The sequence below is a fragment of the Paraburkholderia sp. ZP32-5 genome (assembly GCF_021390495.1).
In the GTDB taxonomy this organism is placed as follows: domain Bacteria; phylum Pseudomonadota; class Gammaproteobacteria; order Burkholderiales; family Burkholderiaceae; genus Paraburkholderia.
Genome location: NZ_JAJEJP010000001.1, coordinates 3,384,072 through 3,398,673, shown reverse-complemented (window position 1 = coordinate 3,398,673; position 14,602 = coordinate 3,384,072). Strand labels below are relative to the sequence as shown.

15 protein-coding genes are annotated in these 14,602 nt (G+C 65.5%); 8 read left to right on the top strand and 7 right to left on the bottom strand.

Translation table 11 applies throughout. The annotated features are described in order from the left end of the window. Window positions 1-12: 12 nt before the first annotated feature. Window positions 13-330 carry a hypothetical protein gene (locus tag L0U82_RS14655; RefSeq protein ID WP_233831890.1) on the bottom strand — a complete coding sequence of 106 codons (318 nt, stop codon included), beginning with the start codon at window positions 328-330 and terminating at the stop codon, window positions 13-15. Between L0U82_RS14655 and tcdA the strand changes: the two genes are divergently transcribed. Next, window positions 329-1,186: a tRNA cyclic N6-threonylcarbamoyladenosine(37) synthase TcdA gene (gene tcdA / locus L0U82_RS14650; RefSeq protein WP_233831889.1), complete on the top strand. Its 858-nt coding sequence runs from the start codon at window positions 329-331 to the stop codon at window positions 1,184-1,186. The genes L0U82_RS14655 and tcdA overlap by 2 nt on opposite strands. Window positions 1,187-1,363: 177 nt before the next feature. On the opposite strand, the gene trxA is transcribed toward tcdA, so the two are convergent. Beyond that, window positions 1,364-2,212, bottom strand: a complete 849-nt coding sequence (gene trxA / locus L0U82_RS14645) for a thioredoxin (RefSeq protein ID WP_233831888.1) — start codon at window positions 2,210-2,212, stop codon at window positions 1,364-1,366. Between the two features lie 200 nt (window positions 2,213-2,412). Further along, window positions 2,413-3,288, bottom strand: a complete 876-nt coding sequence (locus L0U82_RS14640) for a pirin family protein (RefSeq protein ID WP_233831887.1) — start codon at window positions 3,286-3,288, stop codon at window positions 2,413-2,415. A gap of 108 nt (window positions 3,289-3,396) precedes the next feature. Between L0U82_RS14640 and L0U82_RS14635 the strand changes: the two genes are divergently transcribed. After that, complete coding sequence (locus L0U82_RS14635) at window positions 3,397-4,278, top strand: EamA family transporter (RefSeq protein WP_233831886.1); 882 nt, start codon at window positions 3,397-3,399, stop codon at window positions 4,276-4,278. Between the two features lie 129 nt (window positions 4,279-4,407). On the opposite strand, the gene L0U82_RS14630 is transcribed toward L0U82_RS14635, so the two are convergent. Next, window positions 4,408-6,018, bottom strand: a complete 1,611-nt coding sequence (locus tag L0U82_RS14630; protein WP_233831885.1) for an N-acetylmuramoyl-L-alanine amidase — start codon at window positions 6,016-6,018, stop codon at window positions 4,408-4,410. After that, the gene (gene tsaE / locus L0U82_RS14625; RefSeq protein ID WP_233831882.1) at window positions 6,000-6,632 is read right to left on the bottom strand and encodes a tRNA (adenosine(37)-N6)-threonylcarbamoyltransferase complex ATPase subunit type 1 TsaE; all 633 of its coding nucleotides are present in this window, start codon (window positions 6,630-6,632) and stop codon (window positions 6,000-6,002) included. Before tsaE ends, L0U82_RS14630 begins: the two co-directional genes overlap by 19 nt. Before the next feature lie 17 nt (window positions 6,633-6,649). Here tsaE and queG point away from each other — a divergent pair, with 17 nt between their 5' ends. The 3 genes from queG (at window position 6,650) to xerD (ending at window position 9,551) form a co-directional block, all read left to right on the top strand. Further along, window positions 6,650-7,963, top strand: a complete 1,314-nt coding sequence (gene queG, locus L0U82_RS14620) for a tRNA epoxyqueuosine(34) reductase QueG (RefSeq protein WP_233831881.1) — start codon at window positions 6,650-6,652, stop codon at window positions 7,961-7,963. A 149-nt stretch (window positions 7,964-8,112) separates the two neighbouring features. Continuing rightward, window positions 8,113-8,583 carry a methylated-DNA--[protein]-cysteine S-methyltransferase gene (locus L0U82_RS14615; RefSeq protein ID WP_233831880.1) on the top strand — a complete coding sequence of 157 codons (471 nt, stop codon included), beginning with the start codon at window positions 8,113-8,115 and terminating at the stop codon, window positions 8,581-8,583. Further along, window positions 8,580-9,551 carry a site-specific tyrosine recombinase XerD gene (xerD, locus tag L0U82_RS14610; RefSeq protein ID WP_233831879.1) on the top strand — a complete coding sequence of 324 codons (972 nt, stop codon included), beginning with the start codon at window positions 8,580-8,582 and terminating at the stop codon, window positions 9,549-9,551. Before L0U82_RS14615 ends, xerD begins: the two co-directional genes overlap by 4 nt. A gap of 37 nt (window positions 9,552-9,588) precedes the next feature. Here the strand turns inward: xerD and L0U82_RS14605 are convergent, their stop codons facing one another. After that, window positions 9,589-11,190, bottom strand: coding sequence for a class I adenylate-forming enzyme family protein (locus tag L0U82_RS14605; RefSeq protein ID WP_442793620.1), 1,602 nt, complete (start codon window positions 11,188-11,190; stop codon window positions 9,589-9,591). A 116-nt stretch (window positions 11,191-11,306) separates the two neighbouring features. Between L0U82_RS14605 and ybaK the strand changes: the two genes are divergently transcribed. Then, window positions 11,307-11,798: a Cys-tRNA(Pro) deacylase gene (gene ybaK / locus L0U82_RS14600; RefSeq protein WP_233831877.1), complete on the top strand. Its 492-nt coding sequence runs from the start codon at window positions 11,307-11,309 to the stop codon at window positions 11,796-11,798. Between the two features lie 182 nt (window positions 11,799-11,980). Further along, window positions 11,981-12,616 carry a glycerol-3-phosphate 1-O-acyltransferase PlsY gene (gene plsY / locus L0U82_RS14595; RefSeq protein ID WP_233831876.1) on the top strand — a complete coding sequence of 212 codons (636 nt, stop codon included), beginning with the start codon at window positions 11,981-11,983 and terminating at the stop codon, window positions 12,614-12,616. Window positions 12,617-12,697: 81 nt separating this feature from the next. On the opposite strand, the gene L0U82_RS14590 is transcribed toward plsY, so the two are convergent. Then, complete coding sequence (locus L0U82_RS14590; RefSeq protein WP_169495568.1) at window positions 12,698-13,183, bottom strand: YajQ family cyclic di-GMP-binding protein; 486 nt, start codon at window positions 13,181-13,183, stop codon at window positions 12,698-12,700. Between the two features lie 225 nt (window positions 13,184-13,408). Between L0U82_RS14590 and murB the strand changes: the two genes are divergently transcribed. Then, on the top strand, window positions 13,409-14,539 hold the full coding sequence (gene murB, locus L0U82_RS14585) for a UDP-N-acetylmuramate dehydrogenase (RefSeq protein ID WP_233831875.1): 1,131 nt from the start codon (window positions 13,409-13,411) through the stop codon (window positions 14,537-14,539). Window positions 14,540-14,602: the final 63 nt, after the last annotated feature.

The window sequence follows — 14,602 nt, the reverse complement described above, 5'->3', positions numbered from 1 at the left end:
TTATTCGAACTCTTATGCGAACGCTACAGTCAGCCAAGTATAGCTAAGCAGCCAATTTTTTGCCGGCGAGCAAACCGGCAGGTCGCGCGGGGCAGCAGGCGCATGTAGTGCTCGTGCAAGCAGCCACGCCTGGACCGCTACTTGTGGCTCGTCGCGCCCGGCACGCTTGCCGCAATCGATGCGTTCACTCGTGCCGTTACAGCGGCGATGCGGTTGCAGGCGCCGCCGCCTCGGCCAGGCAATCAGGCAAAATACCGGCTGCGCGCGGTTGCGTTCAGCCACGCGCGCCTGCTTTTCCGTTCCGCCTGTGTTTTCGAGCCCTGCCATCATGTCCAGTACCACTGTGCAATCCGATCTTACTACCAGCCTCGATGCGAATGAAACCGCCGACCGCGCGCGGCGCTTCGGCGGCATCGCGCGTCTGTATGGCGCCGGCGCGCTCGCCGCGTTCGAAGGCGCGCACGTCGCGGTGATCGGCATCGGCGGGGTGGGCTCGTGGGTCGCGGAGGCGCTGGCGCGCAGCGCGCTCGGCACACTGACGCTGATCGATCTGGACAACGTCGCCGAAAGCAATACGAACCGGCAGATTCATGCGCTCGACGGCAACTACGGAAAACCGAAGGTCGAGGCGATGGCCGAGCGCATCGCGGCGATCAATCCGTACTGCGACGTGCGGCTGATCGAAGACTTCGTCGAGCCGGACAATTTCGCCGCGACGCTCGGCGGCGGCTTCGACTATGTGATCGACGCGATCGACAGCGTGCGTACGAAGACCGCGCTGATCGCGTGGTGCGTCGAGCGCAAGCAGCCGCTGATCACGGTGGGCGGCGCGGGCGGTCAGCTCGATCCGACGCGCATCCGCATCGACGATCTCGCGCTGACGATCCAGGACCCGCTGCTGTCGAAGGTGCGCGGCCAGCTGCGCAAACAGCATGGGTTTCCGCGCGGGCCGAAGGCGAAGTTCAAGGTGAGCGCGGTGTATTCGGACGAGCCGCTGATCTATCCGGAAGCGGCCGTGTGCGATATCGATGAAGAGGCCGAGCACGTCAGCACGTCGCCGGGACATACCGGGCCGGTTGGATTGAATTGCGCGGGGTTCGGGTCGAGCGTGTGCGTGACCGCGAGCTTCGGTTTCGCCGCGGCCGCGCATGTGCTGCGCGATCTGGCGAAACGGGCGGTGGGGTGAAGGGCGGGGTCTTTACCCGACCCGCGGCGCTTTTGTCGCGATAAGGGCTGGCGCCACGTAGTGCGCCGATACCGCGTCCTTCGTCAGACGAGGCGCGGCGGGTTCAGACGCGGCGCGGACCCTCGTCGCTCAATCCGCGCTACACCACCCCCACCGCTTGCGCAGCAGCCGCAACGATCAATACAGCGACGCGCTCAGCTTGCGCCGCCACTGCGCGACCAGTTCCGGCTGATGCGCGGCCAGATCGAATACCGACAACATCGTCTTGCGGCCGATATCGTCACGGAACGCGCGGTCGCGTTGCACGATCGCCAGCAGATGCTCGAGCGCGCCCGCGTACTTGCGGTGCGCGATCAGCGCATTGGCCAGATCGAAGCGCGCTTCCAGATCGTCGGGGTTGTTGGCGACGCTTGCTTCGAGCGCATCGGTGGGCGGCAGGTCCGCGGCGGCATCCACCGCGTCGAGCCGCGTCTTGATCGCGTTGAAGCGGGCGTCGATGCCCTGCGTCGTTTTCGGCGACAGCAGATCGACTTCGTTGCGCGCTTCGTCGATACGGTTGTCTTCGAGCAGCAGTTCGATGCGGTCCATGCGCGCTTCGTCGAAACCCGGATCGTACGCAAGCGCTGCCTGCAGCAGGTCGTAGGCGTCGTCGCGGCGGCCCTCGGCGAGCGCGGTTTGCGCTTCGACGCGCGCGGCCGGCGCGCCTTGCGGTACCAGCCGTTCGATAAATTCGCGCAACTGTCCTTCCGGCAGCACGCCGACGAACTGATCGACCGCCTGCCCATCCGCGAAAGCGATCACATGCGGAATGCTGCGCACCTGGAAGTGCGCGGCCAGTTCGTGGTTCTCATCCACGTTGACCTTCACCAGCTTCCATTTGCCGGCGCCCTCGGCTTCGAGCTTTTCGAGCATCGGGCCGAGGCTCTTGCACGGGCCGCACCACGGCGCCCAGAAATCGACCAGCACGGGGGCCAGGGTCGACGCCGCGAGAACGTCCTGTTCGAAAGTGGCCAGAGTAGTGTCCATTGCGTCCTCGTCGATAAAAACGGTTTGTTGCGAGTTGGGGCCGAATCGGGTGAATTCAATGCACGGCAGCGCGGGGTGCGCGCGCCGCGCTGCCGGCTTGTTCGGTGATCGGCGGGCTGCTTCGTTGGCGTTTGCGTGGCCGCTCGCCGGTTTGCATCATCGGCTCACGCTAGCCACTCATGTCAGCCGGCCATCCGCATTTACTTGTGCACCGGCAGCGGAATCCATTCGGTTTCGCCGGGCACCTTGCCCATTTCCTGATTCGTCCATGCGAGCTTCGCGGCGTCGATCTTCTCGCGCGAGCTGGCGACGAAATTCCATTCGATAACGCGTTCGCCGTCGAGCTTCTCACCGCCGAGCAGCATCACGCGCGCGCCATGCGTGCTCGCGAGCGTAACCGTTTCGTCGAGCGCGAGCACTGCCATCTGGCCGACTTCGAGCGGCACGCCGTCGATTTCGAGATCGCCGTCCACCAGATACACGCCGCGTTCCTCATGCTCCGGCTCGAGCGCGAACGCGCTGCCCGGCGTGAAATCGGCGGCCACGTACAGCGTGCCGGAGAACGTCGCGACCGGCGAGACCGCGCCGAACGCGGTGCCCGCGATCACGCGCAGCGTCACGCCATTGCGCTCGACGACCGGCAACGTCGCGGCCGCATGATGCGCGAACGACGGCTCGGCTTCTTCGTCGGCGAGTGGCAGCGCGACCCACGTCTGGATGCCGTGAATCGTCTGGCCGCGCGCGCGGTCCTCGGGCGGTGTGCGCTCCGAATGGACGATGCCGCGCCCGGCCGTCATCCAGTTGACGTCGCCAGGGACGATTTTCTGCTCGGAGCCGAGGCTGTCGCGATGCATGATCGCGCCGTCGAACAGATAGGTGACGGTCGCGAGGCCGATATGCGGATGCGGACGCACGTCGAGGCCGCTGCCGGGTTCGAGGGTCGCGGGACCCATGTGGTCGAAGAAGATGAACGGGCCGACGAGGCGCGCCGCCATCGCAGGCAGTACCCGCCTGACGGTCAGATTGCCGATGTCGCGCAAATGCGGTTTGAGGACGGCTTTGATCGAGGAAGTCATGGGGAAGGCTCGACTCGAGAGTGGGAAGGGGTGTGCAATGGTCGATTCTACTGCGCGCCGACTGCTCCGCTACACTGGCGGATCGAACCTCATATCGGAGTACCCGGGATGTCGCCCAGGGATCTGCTGCTCGCGCTGATCGTCGTGATCGCGTGGGGCGTCAATTTTGTCGTGATCAAGGTCGGTTTGCATGGCGTGCCGCCGATGCTGCTCGGCGCGCTGCGCTTCACGCTCGCCGCGGTGCCGGCGGTGTTTTTCGTCAAGCGGCCGCAGATGCCGTGGCGCTGGCTGTTCGCGTACGGCGCGACGATCTCGTTCGGGCAGTTCGCGTTCCTGTTCTCGGCGATGTACGTCGGTATGCCGGCGGGCCTTGCGTCGCTGGTGCTGCAGGCGCAGGCGTTTTTCACGCTGATTTTCGCGGCGCTGTTCCTGCACGAGCGCTTCCGTTTGCCGAACGTCGCGGGTCTGCTGATCGCCGCGGCCGGGCTCGGCGTGATTGGCTTGCAAGGTGGTCACTCGATGTCGGCCGCGGGCTTCGTGCTGACGCTGTGCGCGGCGTGCATGTGGGCGCTCGGCAATATCGTCACGAAGAAAGTCGGCAAGGTGGATCTGGTCGGGCTCGTCGTGTGGGGCAGCCTGATTCCGCCGCTGCCGTTTTTCGCCGCGTCGTTCGTGTTCGAAGGGCCGCATCAGATTGCCGCCGCGTTGAGCGGCATCAGCGCGATGTCGATTTTCGCGGTCGTTTATCTCGCCTTTATCGCGACACTGGTCGGCTATGGCTTGTGGAGCGGCTTGCTGTCGCGCTATCCGGCGAGCCAGGTTGCGCCGTTTTCGCTGCTGGTGCCGATCGTCGGACTCGCGTCGGCGTCGCTGCTGCTCGGTGAAGAACTGTCGGTGGTGCAGGTTGTCGGCGCGTTGCTCGTGATGGCGGGGCTCGCAGTGAACGTATTCGGTGGCTGGCTTGTGCAGCGCCTGATGCCGGCGCGGTGAATCCCAGTGGCGACAAGACGCGGTCGCGCGCGGACATCGTGATGCGCGTGTGAATGAAAAAACGGCCGGAAGGCCGTTTTTTCATTGCACCGCTGCCGCATTACATCCGTTGCGTCACATCTCGCTGCATCACGTCATGCGGCTCTTCGCGAGCGGCGGATTCGCCGCGAAATAACGCTTGATGCCGGTCATGATCGCGCCCGCCATCCGGTCGCGATACGCGTCGTCGTTCAGACGCCGCTCCTCGTCCGGGTTGCTGATGAACGCGGTCTCGACGAGGATCGACGGAATGTCCGGCGCCTTCAGCACCGCGAAGCCGGCCTGCTCGACCGAGCCCTTGTGCAGCTTGTTGATGTCGCCGATTTCCTTCAGCACGAAGTTGCCGTAACGCATCGAGTCGCGAATCTGCGCGGTGGTCGACATGTCGAACAGCGCGCGGTTGACGGCCGCATCGGCGGATTTGACGTTGATGCCGCCAATCTCGTCCGACGAGTTTTCCTTGTTCGCCATCCAGCGCGCGGCCGCACTCGATGCGCCATGCTCGGACAGCGCGAACACCGACGAGCCCTTTGCCTCGGGCGTCGTGAACGCGTCCGCGTGGATCGACACGAACAGGTCGGCTCCGACGCGGCGCGCCTTCTGCACCCGTACGTTCAGCGGCACGAAGAAGTCGGCGTCGCGCGTCATCATCGCGCGCATGTTCGGCTGCGCATCGATTTTCGCGCGCAGCTTCTTCGCTACATCGAGGGCGATGTGCTTCTCGTAGGTGCCCGCGCTGCCGATCGCGCCGGGGTCTTCGCCGCCGTGACCCGGATCGATCGCGACGGTCAACAGGCGCACGGTGTTGCTGCGGCTCGACTTCGGCGTGGCGAATGCGTAGGTGTCGTCGTCGCCGCCAAGTGAATCGCCGCCCGTGCCGCGCGTGGTGTTGCCGCTGCCTTTGTTGCGCGCGATCGCGGTGGGCGGCGCGGCGGGCGTGGCCGGTGTGGCTGGTGTCGCCGGCTTGCTTGCGATGATCGGCGGCACGCCCGGCGCGGCCGTGCCATGCGCGGGCGGATGCGGCACGCCGGGTGTGGCGCCGCTGCCGGCATTGCCGGCGCCGTTCTGCGCATAACGCTCGAAGAACGCCTCGCTGTTGTCGGCGGGCGGCGTCGTGCCGGGGCCGGCGAGCGCGGCCGGCGGCGCACTGTTTTCCTCGTTCAGCGCCTCCTGCTTGCGCTCGCTCTGCGCGAGCAGTTCCATCAGCGGATCGGGCGCGACGGCCGGGTACAGGTCGAACACGAGCCGGTACTTGTACGAGCCGACCGGCGACAGCGTGAACACCTGCGGCTTCACCGAGCCCTTCAGATCGAACACCATGCGTACCACGTGCGGCTGATATTGCCCGACCCGTACCGACGAGATCTGCGGATCGTTCGGCTCGATTTTCGACACGAGGTCCTTGAGCGCCTGATCGAGATCGAGCCCGCTCAGATCGACGACGAGCCGGTCCGGTCCCTGCAATAGTTGCTGGGTGTTTTGCAGCGGCTGATCGGATTCGATCGTGACGCGCGTGTAATCGCGCGCGGGCCACACGCGCACGCCGAGCACCGAACTGGCGAACGCGAGACGCGGCGCGACGAGGCCGAGCACGAGCGTCGACGCGCCCGCGCGCAGGATCTGCCGGCGCCGCCAGTTATGCGTGGCGCCCGCCGCCGATTCGATCGAGTGGAACGGTTTGATCAACATCTTTCGAGACATGCCTTTCCTGATTCGCTATAAGCCCGTGCGACGAGCTTGCGTGCGTCCGCGTTTGCGTCGGCGTTTGCGTCGGCGTTTGCGTCCGTACCGCCGTCGAGCCCGAGCGAGAAAACGAGATCCGGTATGCCGAGCAGCGGGCCCGCGCGCTGCGGCCATTCGACGAGGCAGACCGCGCCGCTATCGAAATATTCGCGAAAGCCCGCGTCGGCCCATTCGGCCGGATCGGTGAATCTGTACAGATCGAAGTGATAGAGCGCGAGTTCCCCAGCGGGACGCGCGAGCACGTAAGGCTCGACGAGCGTATAGGTGGGACTGCGCACGCGGCCGGTGTGGCCGAGGCCGCGCAAGGTCGCGCGCACGAGTGTGGTTTTGCCCGCGCCGAGATCGCCGATGAGCTGAACCTGCAGGCCGTGGAAGGTGTGATCGCCGGCGAGGCCCGACGGTGCCGTGCGTGTTTGCGTGTCGCGCTGTCGCGACGCTTCGCGCACGCTTTCGATTGCCTGTGCGAAGCGCGCGCCGAACGCCTGGGTCGCGGCTTCGTCCGCGAGCGCGAAGCTGCGTTCGAGCAGGACGGGAGCGGCGGGCGGCTGCGCGTGATCGGGATTGACAGGCATTCTCGTAAAATGGCGTGATGAACCGAAGTCCGACGTCCCCTGTTTCCTGCACGCCAACATCGACTGATGCCGCGCATCGTTTCGACGAAGCGGCGCTGCATGCGCTCGCGCTCGACATCAAGACGTGGGGCCGTGAACTCGGTTTCGGGGCGATCGGCATTAGCGATACCGATCTCTCCGCCGCTGAAGCGCCGCTTGCAGCTTGGCTCGAAGCGGGTTGCCACGGCGAGATGGATTATATGGCCAAACACGGGATGAAACGCGCGAGGCCGGCCGAGCTTGTGGCCGGCACGCGACGCGTGATCACCGCGCGCATCGCTTATTTGCCCGCGCGGACGCTGGCCGGCGAGGTGTCTGGGCGTGCGTCGGAGAGTGCGTCTGGGCGTGCGTCGGAGAGTGCGTCTGCGAGCGCGTTTGCAAGCACGCCTGAAAGCGCACAGCAAGGCGCGAGCGAAGGCGCACCGCGCGAGCGCGACTGGCGCGCGGTCGCGCACGCGCGGCTTGCCGACCCGTCGACGGCGGTAGTGTCGATCTATGCGCGCGGCCGCGATTATCACAAGGTGATGCGCAATCGTCTGCAACATCTGGCCGACAGAATCGAAGCGGCGATCGGGCCGTTCGGCTATCGCGTATTTACCGATTCGGCGCCCGTGCTCGAAGTCGAACTCGCGCAGAAGGCGGGCATCGGCTGGCGCGGCAAGCACACGCTGCTGCTGCAGCGCGATGCCGGTTCGCTGTTTTTTCTCGGCGAAATCTATGTCGACATTCCGTTGCCGACCGACGCCGCCACGTCGCCCGACGCCGCGCCGGAAACGCCGGGCTCGCACTGCGGCAGTTGCAAGCGCTGTCTCGACGCGTGTCCGACCGGCGCGATCGTCGAGCCTTACAAAGTCGACGCGCGCCGCTGCATCTCGTATCTGACGATCGAATTGAAGGGCAGTATTCCCCAGGACATGCGGCCGCTGATCGGCAATCGTGTGTATGGCTGCGACGACTGCCAGCTCGTGTGTCCGTGGAACAAGTTCGCGCAGGCCGCGCCGGTCGACGATTTCGACGTGCGGCACGGGCTCGATCGCGCGTCGCTGGTCGAACTGTTCGGATGGAGCGCGGACGAATTCGATACGCGCATGCAGGGCAGCGCGATTCGCCGCATCGGCTACGAGAGCTGGCTGCGTAATCTCGCGGTCGGCATGGGCAATGCGTTGCGCGCCGCGCCGACGAGTCTCGCCGCCGACGCGCGCGCGGCGATCGTGCAGGCGCTCAGGCAACGCGCCGACGACCCTTCGGCGCTCGTGCGCGAGCATGTGGAGTGGGCGCTGGAAGCGGCGTAAAGTAGCGGCAATTCGCGCTGGGTGGGGCTGCTTGGACCATCGTCATAGCGCGCCTGCACCCCATGCAGGTACGCTACCCAACACAATGCGCCGTGTAGAACCACGTACAGCGTCAGTTTCTGGGCCGCGCGACTGAGGAGCACGCCAACATGTTCAACGCAGTGATCGATGCGCCTTTCGGCAAGGTCGGGATTCGTCTCGAAGGCGACGCCGTGCGCGAGATCGTCTATCTGCCCGAATCGAGCCGCAACGTCGAGCCCGATACGCCGCTCGCGCGGCAGGCGGTCGAGCAGATCGAGCAGTATTTCGCACGCGCGGCGACGAAATTCGAATTGCCGCTCGCCGATGTCGGCACCGTGTTTCAGCGGCGTGTCTGGCAGGCGATCAGCGAGATTCCGCCCGGCGTCGTGCTGACCTACGGGCAGCTGGCAAAGCAACTAGGCAGCGCGCCGCGCGCGGTCGGTCAGGCGTGCGGTTCGAATTTCTTTCCGATCGTGATTCCGTGCCATCGTGTGGTGAGTTCAAGCGGTATCGGCGGCTTCGCGCATCATGGCGGCGATGGCTTCTTTCGCAACGTGAAGCGCTGGCTGCTTGCGCATGAGGGTGTGCCGTACGCATGAGCACGACCGCTATTACCGATACCGCCGATATTCCCGCGCAGGCCAAGGCCGATGGCGCCGCCGTCGCGTCACCGCTGCTGCTGACCAGCTCGGCCTCGATCGACGCCTTCTGCGACGCGCTGTGGCTCGAACACGGACTGTCGCGCAACACGCTCGATGCCTATCGCCGCGACCTGCGGCTCTTCTGCGAATGGCTCGCGCACACGCGCAACGCATCGCTCGATACCGCGAGCGAAGCCGATCTCACGGCCTACAGCGCGGCCCGTCAAAAAGACAAGGCGACCTCGGCGAACCGGCGGCTGTCGGTGTTTCGCCGCTACTACGCGTGGGCGGTGCGCGAGCATCGCGCGGCGACCGATCCGACGTTGCGCATCCGCTCGGCAAAGCAGCCGCCGCGTTTTCCGTCGACGCTCAGCGAGGCGCAGGTCGAAGCGCTGCTGGGCGCGCCCGATATCGACACGCCGCTCGGCCTGCGCGATCGCACGATGCTCGAGCTGATGTACGCCAGCGGTCTGCGCGTGACCGAACTGGTCACGCTGAAATCCGTCGAGGTCGGACTCAACGAGGGGGTGGTGCGCGTCACCGGCAAGGGCTCGAAAGAGCGGCTGATTCCGTTCGGCGAGGAGGCGCACGCGTGGATCGAGCGCTATCTGCGCGACGCGCGCCCGGCGCTGCTCGGCGCGCGCGCGGCCGATGCGCTGTTCGTGACCTCGCGCGCGGAAGGTATGACGCGCCAGCAGTTCTGGAACATCATCAAGCGGCACGCGGCGGCGGCCGGCGTGCATGCGCCGTTGTCGCCGCATACGCTGCGGCACGCGTTTGCGACGCATCTGCTCAATCACGGCGCGGACCTGCGCGTCGTGCAACTGCTGCTCGGCCATACCGATATTTCGACCACGCAGATTTACACGCACGTTGCGCGCGAGCGGTTGAAGTCGCTGCATGCGCAGCATCATCCGCGCGGGTGAGGGCGGATGCGCGCGCGGATGACGCGCGCACCGCGTTCTACACCAGTTCGCGCAGACGATGCTTCAGAATCTTTCCGGTCGACGCCGCCGGCAACGCCTCCAGCACGTTCAATCCGGTCGGCCGCTTGTACGGCGCGAGCCGTTCGCCGCACCACGCGATCAGCTCGGCCGGCGTGACCGTCGCGCCCGAGATCAACTCGACGAACGCGACGACCTCCTCGTTGCCCTCGACCGCGTGCCCGATCACCGCCGACTGCACGACCTGCGGATGCGCATTCAGCACATGCTCGACTTCGGCCGGGTACACGTTGAAGCCCGAGCGGATGATCAGCTCCTTGCTGCGCCCGACGATATGCAGTGCGCCATTGGCGTCCTGTCGCGCGAGGTCGCCGGTCCTGAGCCAGCCGTCATCGGTCACGGCCGCGCGCGTCTGTTCGGGGCTGCGGTAGTAGCCGAGCATCACGTTCGGCCCGCGCACCCACAGTTCGCCGATCTCGCCACGCGCTACCTCGATGCCGTCGAGCCCGACGAATTTCGCCTCGACACCCGGAATGATTTCGCCCACCGAGCAGTCGCCGCGTGGCGCGTCGAGCATCGTATGCGACACGGTCGGGCTGCTTTCGGTCATCCCGTAGCCGTTGTGCAGCGGCACTCCGTAGATGGCTTCGACCTGTGCCTTGAGCGCGGCGTCGAGCGGCGAGCCGCCTGAATACGCGAAACGCAGCCGCGGCGCCGACCATGCGTGGCCGTGCGTGTGCAGATGTTCGAGCAGCTTCGCGTGCATCGCCGGCACGCCCTGGAAGATCGATACGCGTTCTTCCGCGAGCGCGCGCCGCACCGCTTCCGGCACGAAGCGCGGCGCGAGCCGCAGCGTCGCGCCCGCATGCAGGCTGCCGAGGCACACCGACGCGAAGCCGTAGACATGCGAGACCGGCAGCACTGCATACACGACGTCGTCAGGCCCGACTTTGCGCAGACTGCTCGACACGGCCGCGATGTACAGCAGATTGCGATGCGACAGCATCACGCCCTTCGGCGCGCCGGTGGTGCCCGTCGTGTAGATCAGCGCCGCGCATTGGCGCTCGCTCGCGGCTTCGAGCGGCTCGGCGCGGGCCGTCTCGTCGACGGTGTACGACCACGCACCGATGGCCGGCACGAACGCGGGAGCCTCGGTGGCTCGATGGCGTTGCGCATGCTGGTGCGCATCCGGCGAACTCTCCACCACGTACGCGACGACGCGCGGCTGCGCGTGCGCGCGAATCGAATCGAGCTCGGCCGCCGACAGCCGCGCGTTCGACACCAGCGCCCACGCGTCGAGCTTCGCGGCGGCGAACAGCAGCACGATCTGCGCGATGGTGTTTTCCGCGACGATCATCACGCGATCGCCGCCGCGCACGCCCCATTCGCACAGCAACGCGGCGGCGGCATCGACGGCTTGCAGCAGTTGCGCGTTGGTCAGGCTGCGCGTGTCCTCGATCAGCGCGACATGCCGTGGAGCGCGCGCGGCGGCGAGCGCTGGAATATCGCTGATGCGCGCGGGCAGCGCGGCCAGCAGCGCCGGAATGTCGATCGTGGAACGGATGGATGAAGCCGGGTTCAACGTGGTCTCCACTGCAAGATGATGGCTTAAGCGCGCCATGGTCCGACGCACGGCATGCCCGGGTATTTCCGAACGATCGTGTCACAATCTCCGGACCCGCACAATCGGCCGTTCGGCAAATAGCGGCCATGCGAACTCGCCATTACAATGCGCCGATGAGCAAATCCAGACACGTGTCCGAAACGCCCGCTACCCAGCTGTTACGCCGCCATGGCGTCGCGTTCGGCGAGCATCCTTACGACTACGTCGAGCATGGCGGTACCACGGAATCGGCGCGCCAGCTCGGCGTGGATGAGCATCATGTCGTGAAGACGCTGGTGATGGAAGATGAGCACGCGAAGCCGCTGATCGTGCTGATGCACGGCGACCGCACCGTCAGCACCAAGAACCTCGCGCGACAGATCGGCGCGAAGCGGGTCGAACCGTGCAAGCCCGAGGTCGCGAACCGGCATTCGGGCTATCTGATCGGCGGCACGTCGCCGTTCGGTACGCGCAAACAGATGCCGGTGTACGTCGAGTCCAGCATTCTGGAGATGGAGCGGATCTGGTTGAACGGCGGGCGACGCGGCTTTCTCGTCAGCATCGAGCCGAAGGTGTTGACCGAACTGCTTGCGGCGAAGCCGGTGCAGTGCGCGAGCGTTGATTGACGCCAGGTTCGACGCTTGTACCGAGCCTTGCGTCGAAGCGTGGTGCAGTACGCGTAGACGTTTGCCCCGGTGTTTTCCGCGCGCGGGCGTTCGGTAGAATGTGCGCCGCCCTGTTTCGAGTGGCATGCCCTGATGCGGTTGGGGTGTTGAATGTCAGACCGCGATTCTTATAAGAGTCCCAGATGCAAAACCTGATCGTCGCTATCGTTGCCTATCTGATCGGTTCGTTGTCGTTTGCCGTGATCGTGAGCGCCGCGATGGGGCTCGACGACCCGCGCTCATACGGCTCCGGTAACCCGGGCGCTACCAATGTGCTGCGCAGCGGGAGCAAGAAGGCGGCGATTCTCACGCTGATTGGCGATGCGTTCAAGGGCTGGCTGCCGGTGTGGCTGGTCGTGCATGTCGGCGCGCGCTACGGGCTCGACGACCGGTCGATTGCGATTGCGTCGATTGCCGTGTTTCTCGGCCACCTGTATCCGGTGTTCTTTCGCTTCAAGGGCGGCAAGGGCGTCGCGACCGCCGCGGGCGTGCTGCTCGCGATCAACCCGACGCTGGGTGTCGCGACGTTGCTGACCTGGCTGATCGTGGCGTTCTTCACGCGTTATTCGTCGCTCGCGGCGCTGTGCTCGGCGCTGTTCGCGCCGCTCTTCTATGTGTTCCTGTTCGGGCCGCGCATCATTGCGCTGTCGATTCTGGTGATGAGCCTGCTGCTCGTGTGGCGTCATCGCGGCAATATCGCGAAGCTGATGCGCGGGCAGGAAAGCCGTATCGGCGACAAGAAGAAGGCCGCGAGTCCGGCGGCGGGTGGCGATCTTTGACTGTGAAGGGGCTCTAGCCGTAGCCGCGGCTGGAGCTTTGGTGCGAGGCTGCGTCGATAACCTCGCACCCGCCGCGAGGGCTTAGTCGCGGAAGTTGTTGAAGTCGAGCGGTGTGTCGGTCACGTCCTTGCGCAGCATCGCGATCACGCTTTGCAGATCGTCGCGCTTGGCGCCGGTGATGCGCACCGCGTCGCCCTGGATGCTCGCCTGAACCTTGATCTTGCTGTCCTTCACGAGGCGCACGATCTTCTTCGACAGATCGCCGGACACGCCCTTCTTGATCTTGATCACCTGCTTGACCTTATCGCCGCCGATCTTCTCGATCTTGCCGTAGTCGAGGAAGCGCACGTCGACATTGCGCTTGGCCATTTTCGACAGCAGCACGTCCTTCACCTGACCGAGCTTGAACTCGTCGTCGGCGTAGGCAGTGATTTCGTTTTCCTTGTGCTCGACGCGCGCGTCCGACCCCTTGAAGTCGAAGCGCGTGGAAATCTCCTTGTTGGACTGTTCGATCGCGTTCTTGACTTCGATCATGTCTGCTTCGCAGACGACGTCAAACGATGGCATTGCATTCTCCCAATAGTGCGGCGGCGCGCGACGCAACCGGCCGGCTGCTTGCGGGGCACTCGCTATAATCACGGACCGGACGTCATTTTACCGACGCGGCTTCCTTTTGCCCAAGGCCGCCGCGCAGTGTCGCGATGGCGGGCGATTTGGCGCGGGGCGGCGCCGTGCTGTCGTCATTCGTCGCGCTCGTTGTTTTCCTGTTCCCTTCCGATATCCCAATCCGCGATGTCCCAACCTGATTTTCCGGCCGGCTCCGAGAACCACGCGTCCAGCTTCGCTGCGCCGCTGATTGCCGGCTATCCGCTGAAAACCCACAACACGTTTGGCTTCGACGTGCGCGCGCAGTTTGCGTGCCTGATCGAACATGAAGCGCAGTTGCTGGCGGCAGTGCGCGATCCGCGTGTCGCCGGCCTGCCGCGCCTCGTGCTCGGCGGCGGCAGCAATGTCGTGTTGAGCGGCGATTTCGCCGGACTGGTGCTGCTGGTGGCACTGCGGGGCCGTCGTGTCATACGCGAGGATCGGGACGCGTGGTACGTCGAGGCGGGCGGCGGTGAACCGTGGCATGACTTCGTCGCATGGACGTTGGCGCAAGGCCTGCCCGGTCTCGAAAATCTCGCGCTGATTCCGGGCACGGTCGGCGCCGCGCCGATTCAGAACATCGGCGCGTACGGGCTCGAGATGTGCGAGCGCTTCGCGTCGCTGCGGGCGATCGAGCTCGCGACTGGCGAAGTCGTCGAACTGGATGCGCAGGCATGCCGGTTCGGTTATCGCGATAGCTTTTTCAAGCGGGAAGGGCGCGAGCGTTTCGTGATCACGTCGGTGACGTTTCGTCTGCCGAAGGCGTGGCAAGCGCGTGCCGGCTATGCGGATCTCGCGCGCGAGCTGGCCGCGCGGGGTTATGCGGCGGGTACGGGGCAAACCGAGGGCGTCGATGGCGCTGGCGTCGTGAGCGGTGAGGCGAAGCAGCCGACTGCCCAGGCGATCTTCGACGCAGTCGTGGCCGTACGGCGCGCGAAGCTACCCGATCCGCTCAAGCTCGGCAATGCGGGGAGCTTCTTCAAGAATCCGGTGATCGATGCGGAACAGTTCGACGCGCTGAAGCACCGCGAGCCGGACGTCGTGTCGTATCCGCAGCCGGACGGGCGCGTGAAGCTTGCCGCGGGCTGGTTGATAGATCGATGCGGCTGGAAAGGCCGGGCAATCGGCGCGGCGGCTGTGCATGAGCGGCAGGCGCTGGTGCTGGTGAATCGCGGCGGCGCAAGCGGTGCGGAGGTGCTGGCGCTTGCGAAGGCGATTCAGTGTGACGTGCAGGAAAGATTTGGCGTAGAGCTGGAGGCGGAGCCGGTTTGCCTATGAGGGGCGGGCTTTTCCTGTGCCGCGGAATGAAAAAAGGCGCTGGGAGTTTTCTCCCAGCGCTTT